Source organism: Limnothrix sp. FACHB-881 (assembly GCF_014698135.1).
In the GTDB taxonomy this organism is placed as follows: domain Bacteria; phylum Cyanobacteriota; class Cyanobacteriia; order CACIAM-69d; family CACIAM-69d; genus CACIAM-69d.
This window is the reverse complement of sequence record NZ_JACJSN010000001.1, coordinates 404,709-423,035: the sequence shown is the minus strand read 5'-3', so window position 1 is coordinate 423,035 and position 18,327 is coordinate 404,709. Positions and strand designations below refer to the sequence as shown.

Genomic DNA, 18,327 nt, shown 5'->3' with positions numbered 1-18,327 from the left:
CCAGAATGGGCGATCCAGCGTTGAAAAGCCATTTTGGGATGACGGGTTGATCGCTACTCTGACCATAGAGGGATTCAGGAGTCGAGATTGTCGTTGATTTTACGACGTTTTTCGAGGGAGGCGGCGCGGGGCCCGTGGGGGACGATCGCCCTGTCGTAACCGGGCGGCTCGATCGAGCAGGGAATCGGCAAAGGCATTAGCCGCCGCCAGGGTTTCCGTGGAACCCGCTGGGCCGTCGAGGCCCCCGGCCAGTTGGGCCAGCTCCAACCGGCGATGTTCTGATCCCAAAGCGCTGAGGCGCACCACGGTTCGGATTCCTTCTGCATCATTTTGGTCAGTGATCGATTCGGCCAGGGGGGTGCTGATCGTCACTTTGGCCACGCGGAAGTGGTGATCGGCCATGGCCGCCACGATCGGCTGGTGTGTCACGCACAGAACTTGGTGATCTTGGCTGAGGTGATGGAGCTTTTGGGCGATCGCCTGGGCCACCCGCCCGGAAACCCCCGCATCAATTTCATCAAAAATCGCCGTTTGTACCTGGCTCACTTGGGAAAAACAGGCTTCAAACGCCAGCAAAAAACGGCTCATTTCCCCACCAGAAGCCGTTTCGCTCAAGGGTTGCAAGGGTTCTCCGGGGTTAGGGCTGAAGGTGTAGGTAATTCGATCAAACCCGGCCGACGAGGGAGAAACCCGCCCAAACTCCACAGCAAACTGCACCCGCTCCATGGCCAGGGGAACCAATTCCGCCACCAGTTGCGTTTCCAAATCCCGCGCGGCCCGGCGACGCAGTTGATGCAAGCGATCGCACTCGGCTTCGAGGGCTTGATAGGCCGCTTGGTACTGGTGCTCCAAGGCCTCCAGGGATTGCCCCCCGTCCGTCAACTCCGCCACCCACTGTTCCAGCTCATCGCGCCGCGCAATCAGCGCACCCAGGTCGAGGTTATATTTCCGGCAAAGGGCCTTGAGTTGCATGATTCGCCCCTCCACCCACTCCAGCCGATCGGGATCGCTTTCCAGGCTGGCTCCGTAGGCGTTGATTTGCAGCCCCGCCTCCGTGACTTGGGTGAGGGCGCTGGTCACCATCTCCAAAATGGCTTCCACCTGTCGATCGAACCGGGCCGATCGCTCCAATAGGGCTTCCGCTTTGCCCAACAGTTCTGCACAAGAAGCCGCATCGTCGGCCCCGGCATAGAGCAACTCATAGGCCTGGTAGCTCTGCTGTTGCAAGTCCACCACATGGGTCAGGCGATCGCGCTCTTGCTCCAGGTCAGCCAGTTCCTGCGCTTCCGTGAGGGCCGCCGCCATCAGCTCTTGCAACTGGAATTGATAGAGATCGAGTTGTTGTTGTCGCTGGGCTTCCTGTTGTCGGCGGCTGCTCAGTTGCAACCACAATTCCTGGGCCCGGTCATAGGCCTTGGCCACGGCCGATCGCTGCTTCAAAATCGGTGCGCCGCCAAACTCATCCAGCCAATCCCGCTGGGATTCTGCTTGCAGCAATTGCACCGTTTGCCCCTGGGCGGCAATGGTCACCAGTCGATCGCGCAGGATGGCCATGCGGGTTTTGGGGATGGGTTGCCCGTTGCAGCGAAACCGGCTGCGCACCGTACCGCGGCCGCCTTTGCCCCCGTCGCCATTGCCGGGACTGCTGACAATTTCCACGCTGCAAACCAGCTGATCGCCCGTCATATCCCATTGCCTCGCTTCCAGCCAGGCCCGCAGCGATCGATCAATAGCAAAGGTCGCCTCAATTTCTGCCCGATCGCAGCCTGTGCGGATCGATCGGGCCGTGATGCGCCCGCCCAACACCGCCTCGATCGCGTCGAGAATAATCGACTTGCCCGCGCCCGTTTCTCCCGTCAGCACATTCAGCCCGGGCCCAAGGGTCACTTCCAGCGCATCCACCAGCGCAAAGTTTTCAATCCGCAATGACAGCAGCATGGACCGTTGATTAACCCCACTCGCCTAGCGCTCTCCTAGCTTAAGGCGTGTCGCCTACCAGGTCGAAAGGCTTGGCAACTGGTCAAGGCTTTCGGCAACCTATGTTGATTCAGCCGGCCCAGGCGATCGCGACTTTTCAGACACCCTTTCAGGTATCGATCAAAATGGATCAAATATCGATCAAGAGCGCTGCTTCAAATAGGTTTCAATGGCTTGCCGAATATCCTGGGAAAACTGCTCCGTTGAAAACAGTTGAGCCTGTTTTTCAAGGGCCGATCGCATTCGATTTTGCAGCTCCGAAGAGGACAGCAGCGCCACAATTCTAGCCACCGCTTCCTCGTCATTGGCGAACATCAATTCCTTGTTCTGTTCTCCAACAATTTCCACCTGACCACCTCCCCGATCGCGCACAAAGGGAATAGTTCCCACCTTCACCATTTCCGCGATCGAGATGCCAAAGGGTTCCTTTTTCCAGTGGAGTCCATAGCGACAACGGGACAGCACATTCACATAATCGGCATAGCTCAAGTTTTCGTAAAGGGTCACCCAATCGGCATTTTCATCAATTTTTTGTTGTAAAAACTGCCGATATTTTTGACCATAAACCCCGCCACCGCCACCCGTGAAATAGAGCTTGATCGGAAAACCCTGATCGCGCACCCGCTTCAAAATTTCCAGCACCCGATGCGGTTCCTTGGCTTTGGTCAAGCGCCCACTACAGATAAAAGCTTCCTCGCGATCGGGCCAAGCCACGGTCGGCGCATCCACGGCCACGGGTGGATAAACTACCACCGGTTGGCCACCGTAACGCTCTTGGGTGACCGTGGCCACCATCCGTGAATTGGCGATCGACCAATTGCGCCGCATTCTGGCTTCCGAAAACTGCGAAACCCAATAGAAATTTCGATTTTCTAAGACACCCACCCAATGGACATATTGCACCCCATCGCAACCCAAATCAATCGCGTTATAGCCAGAAACCGCCAAGTTATATTGCCGACTAAATTTCTTGAAAAATCGGATGCAAAAGTGGCAAAAAAACTTGCGAAAAAATTGACTATTGGCGATTAGAAATTCCACCAAATTCTTGAAGGGAGCCGGGATGCAATAGCGCACCTTGACCCGATCGGAAAGTTGGGTTCCATAGAGCTGGTTTAACCGATTGAGGTCGATCGGGGTCAGTGTAAATAGCGTCAGGTCATAGTCTGCCTGCAACGCATTCAACATCCACAGGGTCACGGCTTCCGCTCCCCCACCCGCAAAAAACGGATAAAAAACCGCGATCGTCGTTGGGGTTTGGGGACGGGGGTGTTGTTCTGAGGTCACGATGAAAAACCAATGAGCGACGAGCGATCGACCCGGCCAGCCATCGGGCCCAGGTCGGGAGCCAATCCACAGGGCGATCGGCTGGGGCCATTATCGCCTAGCCTAACTTCCATCTCTTTGCCCGCCAAGGATTCAGCCAACCGGACAATTCCCCCCAGGAGCGCTTGCCCCGATCGTTTCTTGGTAATCATCGGTAACCCGATCGGGAAAGTGGACTTTTTGGAACAGGAGTGATACCATGCACTGCATTAAACGGTAATCCGATCGGAAAACCGATCTTTATAGATCCAAGCAGTTCAAGGGCAAATGAGGGTTTCGACAAATGGGCAGGATCAATGGCAGCGATCGTTGGACAAAACGAGCGTTCCGGCGTTGGCACTTCACAACCTGGCTGTGGGGCATGTTGGCGATCGCCCTTGTGGTGTTGTTGCCCACTTGGGCCTTACCCGCCGTCGCCAACGCTCCCAAGGCGAAAATTGAATTTGTGTCACCCCAGTGGCTCAGCCAACATTTGAGTGATACCAACTTGCGCGTTTTGGATGTGCGCAACTCGCCCCTGGACTACATCGGGGGCCATGTTCCCGGCGCTGTGCATATTGCAGATTTAGCCTTTCGCGGCCCCGATGGCTTTTTGCCGGTGCAATATTGGGACAACGAAAAAATCGCATCGCTCTTTGGCAAAGCTGGGGTTAACAATCGCCAAAAGGTCGCCGTTTATTCCAACGGCAATGACGTGTTAGGCGCAACCATGGTGGCCTACCTGTTGGAGCGATCGGGAGTCAAAGACATTGCGATCGTGGATGGTGGCTTTGCCGGTTATCAGACCTCGGGTCAAACCGTCACCAAGGAATATCCCCGGTACGATCGGCAAACATTCCAACTCAAAGACGATCCCTCCGTTCGCGTCACCCTGGCCGATGTGCGGAAATTAATTGGCCAGCCCAACGTGGTTTTTATTGACCCTCGCCCTCCGGAGTTATTCAGTGGTGAAAAGCCCCTTTGGGTGCGAAACGGTCACATTCCCGGTGCGAGAAACATTCCTTGGCCAACCTTTACCGAAGCCAACAATTCCCAAGAGGCGCTCAAAAATCCCCACAAGCTGAAGTCCTTGGATGAAATTCGGCAGATTCTGGCCAGCCGTAACATCACCCCCGACAAACAAATCATTGTTTCTTGCAGCACTGGACGGGAAGCCACTTTGCAATATGTGGTGCTGAAGCATCTTTTGGGCTATCCCAATGTGCGCATTTATGAAGGGTCTTGGACTGAGTACAGCACCACTGATTTACCGGTGGAAACTGGCCCCGATCGCGCCTAGGCATTGACCCAAAGCTGACTGAAAATTCAGGCCAGGATTTTGATTCTTGGGGTCGGTTGTCAAAATTGGTCAATCTTTAACCCGTTGATCAGCATTGATCCGGTACTGATTGACCAATCCCTTTGATTCAAAATTCACTTGATTCAAAATTACAGCCTGTACCTAGCTCAAACCTGTAGGGTGGGCATTGCCCACCTCCTAACCGCTTCATAGCACCTGCGGTTTGACGCACCAATCGTTCTCGGTAAAGGCTGTATGAATCGACTAGCCTGAATTTTCTGCCAATCATTGCCCCAAACCGAAGAACCAGGAGAGATAAAAATGGCACTATTTTTGGTTGAAGCATCCATATTGAACCGGCATGGGGATGAAATTCGTACCGCTTTGGATCAAGTATCAAAAGCGGCCCTCGCAACCGATTCGGAATTGATTGAGGCCCAAATTGGCAAGGATCTTTTTCGGCTTTTTGCCATCCTTGATGCCCAGGATGAAGTATCAGTGCGTGCGGCTTTTTTGAATAGTAGCCTGACGATCGAGCTAGTTAAGCCTGTGCGCTTGGTGGGGCAAGACTTAGCTGCCGTTAAAAACCAGAAGGACAAAGCTAATTACCTGGTGGAATGGGATTTGCCAGCGGGGCTAACGATGGAAAAGTATTTGCAACGCAAGGCTGAAAAATCCCCTCTTTATGCTCAAGTACCAGCGGTTTCCTTTGAGCGAACCTATGTTTGCGAAGACTTGAGTAAGTGTCTCTGTTTTTATGACAGTCCCGATGAGGCAACGGTGAAGCAAGCCCGCGAGGTGGTGGGTGCGCCCATCGATCGGCTCACCAGTCTGGAAACGCTGGACTAAGACTCAGGTTTAAGGCTCAGGTTAATGCCCAGAAAAATGACCAATTTAGGGTCGATTTAGGTCGGTAATTTTGTAGGCAATCATTCTGTAGGCAATAGATGTGAAAACTGGTGTTGTCGATCCACAGGCGATTCGGGCTTTGCTGGCGGAGCAAGCCCAAGCAGTGAATGATGGCGAGGGTTACCGAGACAGTCGGAACTCGTTGCGGTTGTTGGCATCGGTTGGCTGGCTTGGGCTGGGCATTCCTGAGCGCCAAGGCGGGACGGGGGGCACGCGCTTGGATGCCATCGAGGCGATCGCCCAAACGGCGGAGGACTGCTTAACCAGCGCCTTCGTGTTTTGGTGCCAGCGAGCCTTTGCGGAATATTTGGTGGCCAGTGATAACGACAAGTTGCGCCAAACCCTCCTGCCCCAGGTGGTACGGGCCGATCGCTTCGGCGCGACGGGTTTATCGAACGCCATGAAGCACTTGGCGGGCATTGAGGCCTTGCGGGTACAAGCCCGTTGGCAGGGGCAACGGTTACGCTTGGATGGCCATTTGCCCTGGGCTTCCAATTTAGTGCCGGGTGAGTTTTTGGTGGCGGTGGCGGCGGAAACCCCTGAGGGGGAGGCGATCGTGGCGGTGATTCCGGCGAATACCCCGGGCCTGTCGCGTAGTGCGGATTTGGATTTGTTGGGGCTGCGTGGTTCCAACACGGCGGCCTTAACCCTGGAAGGGGTGGAGGTCGATCGCACTTGGGTTTTGAGCGATCGAGCCAGGCAGTTTCTGCCAACCATTCGGCCGGCATTCTTGCTGTTGCAGTGCGGTTTGAGTTTGGGCAAGGCTCGATCGGCTCGGCGGGCCATTCGCAACACGCTCCAAACCCGATCGCAGGTATTGCGGGGAGCCTTGCAGCAGCTTGATCACCGCTACGACGAGCTGGCCACGCAACTGCGGCAATTGGCGGCGCTCTCCGAGTTTTCCTTTGCTGAAACGCGGCATCTGTTTGAAGTCCGCATTGCCTTAACCCGCCTGGCCGTGGATGCCATCACGTTGGAGTTGGAAGCACAGGGGGGCGGGGCCTATCTCAACGACCATGCAACGGCCCGGCGCTGGCGGGAAGTAGCGTTTTTACCGGTGCTCACCCCCAGCTTGGTGCAACTGGAAACGGAGTTGGCCCGCGTCACGCCCGCCACCGCGATTACCCCGGAAATCGAGTCAACCATCAGCCCCGCGATCCACAACCCCTCCCGCACAGCCCTGACCACGGCCCCCGGTCTGGCTACGGGGGCCATTCCACCGTCGATCGCCAAAACCGCCGCGAGTCGATCGCCCTCCCGATCGGAGGTCAGGCGATGAGTGAGTTGCTGCCGGTGACCGTGGGCCGATCGCCGGATCTGTGGGAGTCCGGGGAGTTACCCGATCGCTCATCCACGGTCTCAGACATCCCTACCCCAAAGCCGCCCGATCGCCTCAAAACCTCAACTCTTCGATCGCCCCCATCAGTCGCACCTCAATCCGGTGTCGGGAACGCTGCGGCCGATCGGGAAACGGATCAAACAGATCGAACGGATCGCCCATTGCTGACCGTGCGGGGGCTAACCCATCACTACTCCGCAGGACGCGATCGGGTCTTGGCCTTCGCGCAAATTAACCTCGACCTTCACCCTCGGGAGTTGGTTTGCCTGCTGGGCCCCAGCGGTTGCGGCAAGTCTTCTTTGCTGTTGGCCATCGCCGGTTTGCAACGGGCCACAGCCGGAGAAGTGCGGCTGAAGGGTCAACCTATCCAAGAGCCACAACCCTCGGTGGGGATGGTGTTTCAGGGGCCGGCCTTGCTGCCCTGGTTAACGGTGACCCAAAACATCACCTGGGGATTGAAGTTGCGGCGAATGCCCACCATTGCCAAAGCAGTTGCCCGATCGCGCGCGGCCGAAGCCTTGGCCAGCGTTGGCTTAGGGGGCGTGGAACGGGCCTATCCTCACCAACTCTCGGGCGGGATGGCGCAGCGGGTGGCCCTGGCACGGGCCCTGGTGCGGCAACCGGAACTGCTGCTGTTGGATGAACCGTTCAGTGCCCTGGATGCGATTACGCGCCGATCGATGCAAGCGTTGCTGCTTCAGGCGATCGCCCGCTACCCAGCGGCCGTACTCATGGTCACCCACGACATTGATGAGGCTTTGGCCCTGGGCGATCGGGTGGTGTTGATGGATCGCAATCCCGGGCGGATTCGTCGCCAGTGGATTTTGCGATCACCCCCCACAGATCCGAACGATCGCGCCCTGCGAGACCCCGCCGCCCAAGGGGCCCTGCGTCGCGAAATTTTAGAGGAGTTGTTGACCGTGATTGACCCCGTTGTTCTGCCCTCGATCGCGGGAGGTGTCCAACCATGACCAGCGATCGCCAGGCCCGCGCTCGATCGAGCCGTGCCACCCCCCATTGGATTGCGCCCCCCTTTGCCAGCGGCCCCACTGCCGGCCTGGGTTGCGACTGCTGCGGCCTCAGTCGGCGAGATTTCCTGCAACTCACAGGACTATTCTCAGCCTCCCTGGGGGCAACCCTGGCCGTTGGGGGCTGCCAGCCAGCCCAAGGCCCCGCTCAATCTAGCCCCGCTGCTTCAGCCCCGGCGACACCCACGGCCCAACCCCCGGTCAAAATTGGCTACCTGCCGATCACCGATGCGGCTCCCCTGTTGGTGGCCCATGCCCGCGAGCTATACCAAGCGGAGGGACTGACGGCCGAAAAACCAACCCTCTTTCGTTCTTGGCCGCAGGTGGTCGAAGCGTTTTTGGCCAGACAGGTGAATGTCATCCATATCCTGATGCCCGCCACCTTGTGGTTGCGCTATGGCCGCAAGTTTCCGGCCAAGATTGTGGCCTGGAATCACACCAATGGTTCAGCCCTGACCGTCTTGCCGGAAATTAATCGCCTGGAAGACCTGGGCGGTCGCAAGGTGGCTGTGCCCTTTTGGTATTCAATCCACAACGTGGTGCTCCAGCAACTGCTGAAGAAAGCAGGATTGAAGGTGGTGCGGCGGCCCAAAGAGGCCAAGGTGGCCGCCAACGAGGTGAATTTAATCGTGCTGCCGCCACCGGATATGGTTTCGGCCCTCGCCAACCAAGCGATCGCGGGCTACATCGTGGCGGAACCTTTCAACGCGGCAGCGGAAAACCTCAAAACAGGCAAAATTCTGCGCTTTACCGGCGATGTGTGGAAGGATCACGCCTGCTGTGTGGTGCTGATGCATGAAGACGACCTCACCCAGCATCCCGATTGGGCGCAGCGGGTGGTGCAGGCGATCGTCAAGGCCCAGTATTGGAGCGGCGAAAACCGCGCAGGTGTGGCTGAAATTTTGTCGAAGGAGGGGGGCAAATATACGCCTCATCCGAAAGCGGCCCTGATTCGGGCCCTAACGGCCTACGACCCAGCCGTTTATCAAGCCCAAGGGGCGATCGCCCATCCCGATTGGCAGATCGATCGAATTGATTTTCAACCCTATCCTTTTCCGTCCTACACCGCTGAGCTGGTGCGCTTGCTCAAGGAAACCCAAGTGGAAGGAGAAACCCAGTTTTTACAAGATCTTGACCCCGAGTGGGTGGCCCAAGACTTGGTGGATGACTCCTTGGTGAAGGCGGCCCTGGCTGCGGTGGGCGGCCCCGCTGCCTTCCGGTTACCCGAAAACCTGACCCGCAAGGAAACGATCGCACTCTGAAGCCTTGGGCATCACCCGATCCAGCTCGCTTCAGCATCAATTCCACGTCAATTTCACCGGGTCAGTTCCCGATCGACAGATCACAGTCATGCCGAGTCATGCCGATCTAGATTCACGCCGATTCCGGGGAAGGGTGGCCAGCGATTCCACTCATTGGCCCCACTCATTCAGCATCGTCAAGACAAGCATTAGGCATTGGAGGGATTGGGCAGCCATGGCGGTTGGAATGTGGCAAAAAGCAGGGCGATCGGGCGTTGCTCGACAACTTCGCGGAGTGTTGGGGATCGTGAGTAGCCCCTTGCTTGGCCTGCTGCTGGGGCTGTTGCTGTGGTGGGTGCTCACGTCCCCGCTGTTGCATCCCGGCGCGATCGTGGGGGACTTTTCACCAGAAAAATCGCTCACCACCGTCCTAAAGCTGCTGGGTGACGGCACTTTGGAACCCCACATTGGCGCGAGTTTGCGGCGGGTCGTGGTTGGCTTAGCCGCTGCCGCCCTGATTGGGATTCCCGTTGGCATTGCCCTGGGGCTGTGGCGGCCCCTGGAGCAGGGCACGTCTGTTCTGTTTCAGTTTGTGCGGATGGTGTCGCCCCTGTCTTGGATGCCACTGGCTGTGATGGCCTTTGGGATTGGAGATGCGCCCGTGTACTTTCTGCTCACCGTGGCGGCGGTTTGGCCCGTGTTGCTGAATGCGGCGGCGGGAGTGCATAGCGTCGATCGGCGATGGTTGCTGTTAGCCCGCAGCCTTTGTGCAACCCGTTGGGAGGTGATCGGTCGGGTCATTTTGCCCGCGATCGGGCCGCACCTTTTCGTAGGGCTGCGGCTGGCAGTCGGCGTGATTTGGATCGTGTTAGTGCCCGCCGAAATGTTAGGGGTTAGCTCGGGCTTGGGCTACTTCATTTTGGATACGCGCGATCGCCTGGCCTATAGCGAATTGATGGCTGCTATTTTGACCATCGGTGCGATCGGCTATGGGCTGGATGCCGGGTTGCGATCGCTCAATCGCCTCACCCATTATTCCTAGTTTCTGTTGATTGCATTCAGTCAAGCCATAGCCAGTGAAAACACAAATAACATTGTGATGTTTAGGTTGATTCTTTTCTAGACATCCTGAATAGCCCATTTCAGAATGTCTAGAATGATTGCAATAAATCTCAACTCTCAAGTCTCAATCTGCAATTCTAAACATCATGAGTATTCAAGAGATCATCTCAGAACAAACAGTTTCAGAAATCACACCCGAGACACTCAACCAATGGTTGAAAACTCAAAAAATCACCTTAATCGATGTACGAGAAGTTCAAGAATTTGAGGCAGAGCATATTGCTGATGCTGTTTTGCAACCCTTGATTCAACTGAACGGGTTAGATTGGAGCGCTGAATTGGGAACAGTGGTGTTATATTGCCGCAGCGGCAGACGATCGGCTGAAGGAGGTCAGCGACTCTTGCGCGATCGCAATCTACCGTTGGTGCATCTGAAGGGAGGAATTTTAGCTTGGAAAGCAGCGGGTTATCCAACCGTCGTGAAGAATGAAAGCGATTCAATTTAGTTCTGCAAAGTCATTTAATTTTGGAGAGGCAAGTCACCAAAATCCTGAATGGGATGGTGAAGGATCTGAATTTGGCACTGCACTCAAAATTGGAGTGTTAGCCAACCGAGGATTAAAGATTGCTGAGTCCATGTGGCAACCAACGGCTGATTATTTATCGGCCGTTGTTTCTGATCGTCAATTTACAATGGTTCCCCTGAGCTTTGATGATATCCATCAAGCTATTGCCAGCCAAGCCGTACAGTTTGCCATTGTTAATCCGGGGCTGTATGTGGAGTTTGAAACACAATTTGGTCTGAACCGAATTGCCACTTTGAAAACGCTGCAATTGGGAAAACCGGCAACGGAATTTGGCGGCGCAATTTTTAGTCGGCGCGATCGCCTGCCCATGACTCAGTTGTCAGATTTGAAGGGGCGATCGGTGGCGGCGGTGGCGGAAACCTCCCTGGGAGGCTGGCGGATGGCATGGCGGGAATTGGTCGAAGCGGCGATCGATCCCTATCGAGATTTTGCGGCGCTGGAGTTTTTGGGGAGCCACGATCGGGTGGTGGCCGCCGTGCAATCGGGTCAAGCAGAGGTGGGGATCGTCAGCACCCATGTTTTGGAACAGCTCGCGGCAACGGGGGCGCTGGACTTAAACACCATTCAAATTCTGCCGCCTCCAGCGATTGTGCCGTCGGCGCTGCCCTTTGCCCTCAGTACTCGGCTCTATCCGGAATGGCCCTTCGCTGTTTTGCCCATGGTTCCTCGGGCGATCGCGGAGGCGGTGACCATTGCGCTGTTGCAGATGCCCACTGACGCGCCCGCAGCCCAAGCGGCTGGGGCCGCTGGTTGGACAATTCCCCTGAATTATCAGTCAGTGCATGAATGTTTCCAGGTGCTGCAAGTGCCGCCCTATCGAGATTTTGGGCGCACTACGGCGAGTTTTGCCCTGGCGGTGAAGGGATCCCACGATGGTCTGTGGGATTGGATGGTGGAAACGGGCCGGACGCTATTTTCCGATCGCTGGGCGGCTTTATTGGGCTATCAACCCGCAGACATTCCGCCCCATGTTGATCAATGGTTTGATCGCTTGCATCCCGACGATCGTGATCGGTTCACTCAGGCATTGAGCCAATTTTTTGCCAGCGATCGCACCCAATGGGAGTTGGAATATCGCCTGCGACATCGTGATGGTTCCTATCGCTGGGTATTGTGCCGAGGAACCTTGCAACGGAACTATCAAGGGCGACCCTACCGCATGGCCGGTTCCCACACCGACATTACCAATCGCAAGCAGGTGGAAGACCAGCTCCGAACATCCAAAGTTCATCTACAAGAAAAGGCACAAACCCTGCAAGCCACCTTGCAAGAGTTGCAATCAACCCAACTCCAACTCATTCAGGCAGAAAAAATGTCGAGCCTCGGTCAATTAGTAGCGGGAATTGCCCATGAATTGAATAATCCTGTCAGTTTTATCTATGGCAATATGCGTTATCTCGAAGAATATGCTGCGGAGCTGGTGAAGATCATTCAACTGCTGAAAACACACCAAGAATCGCCTCACTTGCAAGAAGAAATTCTTGATCAACTCGATCTGGATTTTATTCAGACTGACTTACCCAAGCTGATTACCTCGATGAAGACCGGCACCGATCGCATCCGATCGCTAGCACTGTCTCTGCGTAATTTTTCAAGGGTTGATGAAGCGGAAATGAAGGCGGTGGATTTACATGAGGGCTTGGAAAGTACGCTGTTGATTTTGCAGCATCGACTCTTACCCTCGTTGAAGGGCTTGGAGATTCAAATCGATCGCCAATATGGTGATTTGCCACTGGTGGAATGCTATCCCGGGCAAGTGAACCAGGTTTTTATGAACTTACTCAGCAACGCGATCGATGCCCTGGAAAGCCAGTTTCAGCCGTTAGCCTATGGTGTTGCTGGTGGGGAAAGTTCCACGAAACTCGTTCCCAAGATCACCATTCAAACGGTCGTGGAAGATCATGAGGTGGTGGTTAAAATTACCGATAACGGTACGGGCATTAACCCAGAGGTGCGATCGCGCATTTTTGACCCCTTTTTCACCACCAAGCCGATCGGTCAGGGCACTGGTTTAGGCCTGTCGATCGCCTACCAAATTGTGGTGGAACAACACCATGGTCGGCTCAGTTGCCAGTCTGCACCGGGTCAAGGAACGGGTTTTGAAATCCGGCTGCCTCGACGCGCGGGTTGGGCGGTTGCTTCTCAATTATCCGCGCCGGAACTGGCGGAAGCTGTTTAATCAAAGCCGGAATAACAACCGCAACAACCGAAATAACAGCCGATCGCCCGCAGATTTCGGGCAGATTTTGGGTTGAATTTATCCGCTGGAATTACAAATCCAAAAGACCAGCGGGGGGCACAATTTCCAGACGCTTGGTTGTTAGGTCAACGATCGGGACAATTTCATCCACAAAGGGAATCAAAATCACCTGTTCCGAGTCCGTGAGTTGCACTTGCAGCAAATCCTGAGCAGCGGTTGCCAGGCCCACCACTTGCCCGATCGAAACCTGTTGCACCTGATCAAACACCTCCATGCCCATCAAGTCCATCAGGTGATATTCCCCCGCTTCCAAGGGAGGGCGGCTGTGGGCCGAAACTAGCAACTTGGCTCCCCGGAGGTTTTCGGCACTGGTGCGATCGACCACTTCCGCAAACCGCACCACATACAGGTTTTGCTTATTCAGATATCGACCGCTCAACAGGCGCACCGGTTGGGGTTCGTCCCGCCCCAGCTTGGCCCCCGGCGGCAACAACCAGCGCTGGCCCGGCTCCATAAATCGTTCTGGAAAATCGGAGTCGGGATAGATCCGCAGTTCCCCCCGCAGACCTTGGGGGGCAACAATTTTGCCCACTTCAAGCCAATCATCAGGGGTGCTCATGGATGCAAAAAGGAGGTAGAGGTCAAGGAAGGGGATGAACTATTGCCGGTGGCTTGGCCGGTGGTTTGATCGGTGATCTGGTCGGTTGGCTGGCTGCCTGACTGGCTGCCTGACTGGCTGCCTAAGGGGCTGTCTGAATGGTTGTTGGGATGACTATGGGCATCACCATTGGACTGGCCATTGCTGTCGATCGGCTGGGCGGGCGGGGTCACGGGTTCCAAACCAGCCATCTGCAAAATTTCGGGAATTAAGTCCTCGCGGCGCACCGCCATCATATGGACTCCCTGACAAATTTGGCGGGCCATGGCCACCTGTTCAGCGGCGATTGCCATGCCCTCGCGTAAGGGGTCTTGGGCCCGAGCCAGGCGATCGATCAAATGCTGAGGAATTTCTACGCCGGGCACATTGCGGTTGATAAATTCCGCATTTTTCGCTGATTTCAGCAGAAAGATCCCCGCCAAAATTGGCTTTCCGCAACCGGCAGCCACCTGGGTCATGAACTGATCCAAGCGATCGAAGTCAGAAATTAATTGACTTTGGAAAAATTGGGCCCCGGCAGCTAATTTGCGCTGAAAACGCCGCTGCACCCCCGACCAACTCTTGCATTGGGGATCCACCGCCGCTCCAACAAAGAGATCCGTTCCGCTATTTTCCAAGGGGCGATCGGTCGCATCTTGCCCTTGGTTGAGCCGCTTCACCGCTTCCAACAGGCGCACCGCTTCCCAGTCAAAGACGCTGCGGGCTTCGGGAAAGTCACCGGCCTTCACCGGGTCACCCGTGAGGGCCAAGACGTTCTGAATCCCCAGGGCATGGGCCCCCATCAAATCCGCTTGGAGGGCAATTCGGTTTCGATCGCGACAGGCCACCTGCCACACGGGTTCAATGCCCCGTTGCAACAGCAAGCTCGCGGCCGCCAACGAAGACATCCGCAACACGGCCCGGCTGCCGTCGGTGATGTTCACCGCATGAACCCAAGGTTGCAACTGCTCGGCCATGGCCAACATGTGGCTAGTGTCGCTGCCCTTCGGTGGCATCACCTCGGCAGTCACCAAAAAAGTGCCAGCGCTGGCAGCAGTACGAAAACGCGATAACACGGGCATTAACTAACGGCGCAAGAGACAGGGATTGCGCAGGCATAGATCGACATTCTACCCGGAAGTTTTCCCCCCAAAATCTTCCCTTTGGCGAGGGATTTTGCGAGCTAGTCTAATTTTCTGGCCCGATCGCCCGCTGTTCCCCCACCTTGGGCGATCGGCCTTGTGTTGGGGCCGGCCCCTTGGCACAATGAAGCCCGTGGATTGCCCACAGATTCCGGCCATTGCCCCCGCTGCGGAAGCCAGCCTCCTCCTTGGGTATCGAACTCCGAAGCTACGTTTATCTCGATCGCCTGCAACCCCAACATGCGGCCTACATTGGCACAGTGGCGATCGGCTTCTTGCCGCTCCCCGGGGACAGTTCCCTTTGGATTGAAGTATCGCCCGGGATTGAAATCAACCGCATCACCGATGTGGCCCTCAAGGCTACCTCCGTGCGGCCCGGCGTGCAGTTTGTGGAACGGTTATATGGCCTGTTAGAAATTCACTCCAGCCGCCAAGGGGAAACCCTGACAGCGGGCCGGGCTATTTTGCAGGCCCTGGGGGTGCGGGAAAGCGATCGCCTCAAGCCTCGCATCATCTCCAGCCAAATTATCCGCAATATTGATCCACACCAGGCGCAATTAATTAACCGCACCAGCCGAGGCAACATGCTGCTGGCGGGTCAAACCCTCTACGTTTTTGAGGTGGAACCGGCAGCCTACGCGGCCCTGGCCGCTAACGAGGCGGAAAAGGCCGCGTTGATCAATATTCTGCACATCACGGCGGTGGGCAGCTTTGGGCGAATGTACCTCGGTGGCGAAGAGCGAGATATTTTGGCGGCGGTGGCGGCGGTCGAGGATGCGATCACCCATGTTTCTGGACGCGATCGGGATGATGGCAACGATGGCCGCACCCCGGTGCTCCTGACCCGAAAGGAGTAGCAATCGATCGTGGCAGACGCAGCGGATCTCATGTATTTGGCCCGATCACCCCGACAGTGGGCCGATTGGCGGGCACAACAGGGCGATCGGCCCGCCGACTTGCGCGGCGCAGATCTGAGCGGTTGGCGTTTGCCCCAGTGGGACTTGGCCGGGGCCCAACTCCAGCAGGCAATTCTCGATCGCGCTGACTTGCAAGGGGCCAACGGTTCCCATCTGCAAGGCCTCGGTTTACGGGCGATCGGACTACAAGGCTTTGGAATTCAGTTGCGCCACAGCCAAGCCATTGCGGCCAACTTCCGCCAAGCCGACCTGCGCCACGCAGACTTGCGCGATGTGAGTTGGGCCGGCGTGAACCTGGCCGAAGCTGACCTGCGGGGAGCCAACCTCAGTCGCGGACAACTGGCGCGATCGACCTGGACATTCACCCGCGCCCAAGGGGCAATTTTGCAAGGGGCCCTGCTCGATCGTGCCTTGGTCTTGGGGGCCGAATTTGGGCAACTGCAAGGCCACGGTCTCCAGGCCCGAAAATTACGGGGCGATCGCTCCCACTGGGCCGCCGCTCAACTAGCCGAAGCCGACCTGTCCGGAGCCAGCCTCATTAGCGCAGACTTTACCTGGGCGAATCTCAGCGATGCCAACCTGCAAGGGGCCGACTTACGAGGGGCCAATTTGCACGGGGCGAACCTCTGTCGCGCTGACCTACGAGGAGCCTTGCTGACCGATGCCGATTGGAGCCTCAGCATCACCCTAGACACCCTTTGGCCAGAACCCTAGCCTGTCCAGGTTCCCGGGTCAATTGACTCCAGAGCAAGCATTTTGAGAGATCAATCATCGCCTCAATCACCTTGCGTCCCTAATGATCCAATTCAAGGAAAGGAACTAATAACAGCTCCCAACAAAACATCAATTTAGGATTCGTTCCTTTACGGATAGCAACATTTTCCTTTTTACATTGGCATTCACAGAAAGGATTTCTATAAATGGATGAATGGTTGAAGGGATGTTAAACCGTTCATTATTTTTATGACCACTTTCTCTCTCAGTGACTCTGTTCTCGCACCCGCCTCTCTCCCCACCGCTTCTGAATCTTCCCGTTGCAGTTGTCGGGCCTGTCGATCGGCCCGGGGTGGCAGCACCAACGGCAGCTCAGCCCCCACCCGCCCCCTAGCGGCCGGCAGCGGTTCGCCTGTGGTGGATACGATCATTGCCACCACTGACTCAGGCGCTCCTGACAAATGGCCCGTGGGCCCCGGCGGCACCATCACCTACAGCTTCATTTCCCCTGCCACCGCTAGCACCTACAACGCCGATCCGGATGAAACCAACATCCAGGAGGTTGAAGAGTCCGTCAAAAACAACGTGCGGGCCATCTTTCGCCACTACAGCGAAATTGTGCCGCTGAATTTTGTGGAAGTGGCGGACTCCGCAGACAGCAAGGTACGGATCGTTTACTCCCAGGGACCAGGGCCAGAGGGCAATGCTTACGCCTACTATCCCAGCAATTCCGAGCGGGGCGGCGCAGTTCACCTCCAGCCCGCAAACAACAGCGACCCGAGCACGGCCTTTACCTCCGGCCCCGGCAGCTATGGCTATTCGACGCTGATCCACGAAATTGGTCACGCCTTGGGTCTGAAGCACCCCGGAAACTACAACGCCACCGCCAACCAGGATCCTGGCCAACCCGCAGAAAACGCAGGTGAAGAACCGTTTCTTGATTCGGCTCGCGACAATATCGTGAACACGGTCATGAGCTACAACGGCGATGCTCAGCAGGACAAGGGATTTGCGGATCCTTCAACGCTGATGGCGTTGGATATTGCCGCTTTGCAGTTCTTGTATGGCACCAATCGCGGTTCACGGGCAGAGAACACCACCTATCGTCTGGATTCCAGTAATCTCCGCACGGTGCAAGCGATTTGGGATGGTGGGGGCAATGACACGGTGGACGCATCGGCCCTCCCGGCAGGCGATTATCTGTTTGATCTGATCGATAACGGCCGCTTGACGGAGCGTTCTGCCTTGGGCGCACGCATTTACAAGGGCAAAAACGAACCGACCGGCCCCGACTACCAAGACATGGGCTACGGCTGGGTCGTTGGGATTGGGGCCAATTTAGAAAACGTGGTTGGCACGGCTGGTACTGATGAAATTTTGGGCAATGCCTTGCCGAATGTTTTGCAGGGGGGCGAGGGCAATGACCAAATTTCCGGACGGATTGGCCCAGATACCCTTGATGGTGGGGCGGGTAATGACCTGCTGCGGGGTGGTTTTGGGTTTGATGTGTTGATTGGTGGCCCTGGTGATGACATCCTTTCGGGCGATCGGGGACGGGATCAACTGACCGGGGGCGATGGAGCCGATATCTTTGTGTTGCGGACGAGCACTCCTGCACCCACGCCGGAAGTGACGGATATTTTGACGGACTTCACCCCAGGGGTCGATCGCATCGGCTTGACGGATGGATTCTCTCCCTCGGCCGTGGCCTATGCGCCCTTTACGCTCAACGGTCAGGCTGGAACCATGATGAGTATTGCGGGCAGCAGCAACGCTTTCTTGGCCTTTGTGCCCGGCGTGGGGGCTGATGCGATCGGGGCGGCCCTGATTGCCTCGCCGGTTCCCTAAGCGCGATCGATCGGGATCATTGGTTCAGGTTTGCAGATGCCTGAGCCGATCGCGGGTCGATCGAGCACGAGAGCTGCCCGCTTTGAAATTTTGCCCGGAATTTAACCCCTAATGTCGGGTC

15 protein-coding genes and 1 pseudogene are annotated in these 18,327 nt (G+C 56.4%); 11 read left to right on the top strand and 5 right to left on the bottom strand.

What is annotated here, in order from left to right:
- Nucleotides 1-99: 99 nt before the first annotated feature.
- From recN to H6G52_RS01805, 3 genes are all read right to left on the bottom strand, one after another.
- Nucleotides 100-1,938 (bottom strand): DNA repair protein RecN, encoded by a 1,839-nt coding sequence (recN, locus tag H6G52_RS01815; protein WP_190526030.1) that lies wholly within the window; start codon nucleotides 1,936-1,938, stop codon nucleotides 100-102.
- Between the two features lie 180 nt (nucleotides 1,939-2,118).
- On the bottom strand, nucleotides 2,119-3,264 hold the full coding sequence (locus tag H6G52_RS18955) for a glycosyltransferase (protein WP_199312093.1): 1,146 nt from the start codon (nucleotides 3,262-3,264) through the stop codon (nucleotides 2,119-2,121).
- Nucleotides 3,261-3,455 carry a hypothetical protein gene (locus H6G52_RS01805; RefSeq protein ID WP_190526028.1) on the bottom strand — a complete coding sequence of 65 codons (195 nt, stop codon included), beginning with the start codon at nucleotides 3,453-3,455 and terminating at the stop codon, nucleotides 3,261-3,263. The genes H6G52_RS18955 and H6G52_RS01805 overlap by 4 nt, the downstream gene beginning before the upstream one ends.
- Before the next feature lie 209 nt (nucleotides 3,456-3,664).
- Here H6G52_RS01805 and H6G52_RS01800 point away from each other — a divergent pair, with 209 nt between their 5' ends.
- The 8 genes from H6G52_RS01800 (at nucleotide 3,665) to H6G52_RS01765 (ending at nucleotide 12,927) form a co-directional block, all read left to right on the top strand.
- The gene (locus H6G52_RS01800) at nucleotides 3,665-4,582 is read left to right on the top strand and encodes a sulfurtransferase (RefSeq protein ID WP_190353975.1); all 918 of its coding nucleotides are present in this window, start codon (nucleotides 3,665-3,667) and stop codon (nucleotides 4,580-4,582) included.
- A gap of 321 nt (nucleotides 4,583-4,903) precedes the next feature.
- Nucleotides 4,904-5,431 (top strand): DUF4242 domain-containing protein, encoded by a 528-nt coding sequence (locus tag H6G52_RS01795; RefSeq protein WP_190526026.1) that lies wholly within the window; start codon nucleotides 4,904-4,906, stop codon nucleotides 5,429-5,431.
- A 100-nt stretch (nucleotides 5,432-5,531) separates the two neighbouring features.
- Nucleotides 5,532-6,770 (top strand): acyl-CoA dehydrogenase family protein, encoded by a 1,239-nt coding sequence (locus H6G52_RS01790; RefSeq protein ID WP_199309138.1) that lies wholly within the window; start codon nucleotides 5,532-5,534, stop codon nucleotides 6,768-6,770.
- Nucleotides 6,767-7,801: an ABC transporter ATP-binding protein gene (locus H6G52_RS01785; protein WP_190526025.1), complete on the top strand. Its 1,035-nt coding sequence runs from the start codon at nucleotides 6,767-6,769 to the stop codon at nucleotides 7,799-7,801. The genes H6G52_RS01790 and H6G52_RS01785 overlap by 4 nt, the downstream gene beginning before the upstream one ends.
- Nucleotides 7,798-9,120 (top strand): ABC transporter substrate-binding protein, encoded by a 1,323-nt coding sequence (locus tag H6G52_RS01780; RefSeq protein ID WP_190526023.1) that lies wholly within the window; start codon nucleotides 7,798-7,800, stop codon nucleotides 9,118-9,120. Before H6G52_RS01785 ends, H6G52_RS01780 begins: the two co-directional genes overlap by 4 nt.
- Before the next feature lie 214 nt (nucleotides 9,121-9,334).
- A complete protein-coding gene (locus tag H6G52_RS01775) occupies nucleotides 9,335-10,141 on the top strand; it encodes an ABC transporter permease (RefSeq protein WP_242026113.1) in 807 nt (268 codons plus the stop codon).
- 166 nt (nucleotides 10,142-10,307) lie between these two features.
- A complete protein-coding gene (locus H6G52_RS01770; protein ID WP_190526021.1) occupies nucleotides 10,308-10,667 on the top strand; it encodes a rhodanese-like domain-containing protein in 360 nt (119 codons plus the stop codon).
- On the top strand, nucleotides 10,648-12,927 hold the full coding sequence (locus tag H6G52_RS01765; RefSeq protein ID WP_255508469.1) for a PhnD/SsuA/transferrin family substrate-binding protein: 2,280 nt from the start codon (nucleotides 10,648-10,650) through the stop codon (nucleotides 12,925-12,927). The genes H6G52_RS01770 and H6G52_RS01765 overlap by 20 nt, the downstream gene beginning before the upstream one ends.
- A gap of 91 nt (nucleotides 12,928-13,018) precedes the next feature.
- Here the strand turns inward: H6G52_RS01765 and rimM are convergent, their stop codons facing one another.
- Together rimM and H6G52_RS01755 are read right to left on the bottom strand one after the other, a co-directional pair.
- Nucleotides 13,019-13,567, bottom strand: a complete 549-nt coding sequence (rimM, locus tag H6G52_RS01760; RefSeq protein ID WP_190353898.1) for a ribosome maturation factor RimM — start codon at nucleotides 13,565-13,567, stop codon at nucleotides 13,019-13,021.
- A gap of 206 nt (nucleotides 13,568-13,773) precedes the next feature.
- Nucleotides 13,774-14,667: pseudogene (locus tag H6G52_RS01755) on the bottom strand (methylenetetrahydrofolate reductase); the annotation flags it as partial.
- A gap of 248 nt (nucleotides 14,668-14,915) precedes the next feature.
- Here H6G52_RS01755 and H6G52_RS01750 point away from each other — a divergent pair.
- The 3 genes from H6G52_RS01750 to H6G52_RS18885 all read left to right on the top strand — a co-directional run bounded on the left by H6G52_RS01750 (nucleotide 14,916) and on the right by H6G52_RS18885 (nucleotide 18,206).
- Nucleotides 14,916-15,584: a hypothetical protein gene (locus tag H6G52_RS01750; protein ID WP_190526015.1), complete on the top strand. Its 669-nt coding sequence runs from the start codon at nucleotides 14,916-14,918 to the stop codon at nucleotides 15,582-15,584.
- 9 nt (nucleotides 15,585-15,593) lie between these two features.
- The gene (locus H6G52_RS01745; RefSeq protein ID WP_190526013.1) at nucleotides 15,594-16,358 is read left to right on the top strand and encodes a pentapeptide repeat-containing protein; all 765 of its coding nucleotides are present in this window, start codon (nucleotides 15,594-15,596) and stop codon (nucleotides 16,356-16,358) included.
- Nucleotides 16,359-16,607: 249 nt separating this feature from the next.
- Nucleotides 16,608-18,206 carry a matrixin family metalloprotease gene (locus tag H6G52_RS18885; RefSeq protein ID WP_190526011.1) on the top strand — a complete coding sequence of 533 codons (1,599 nt, stop codon included), beginning with the start codon at nucleotides 16,608-16,610 and terminating at the stop codon, nucleotides 18,204-18,206.
- Nucleotides 18,207-18,327 lie beyond the last annotated feature (121 nt).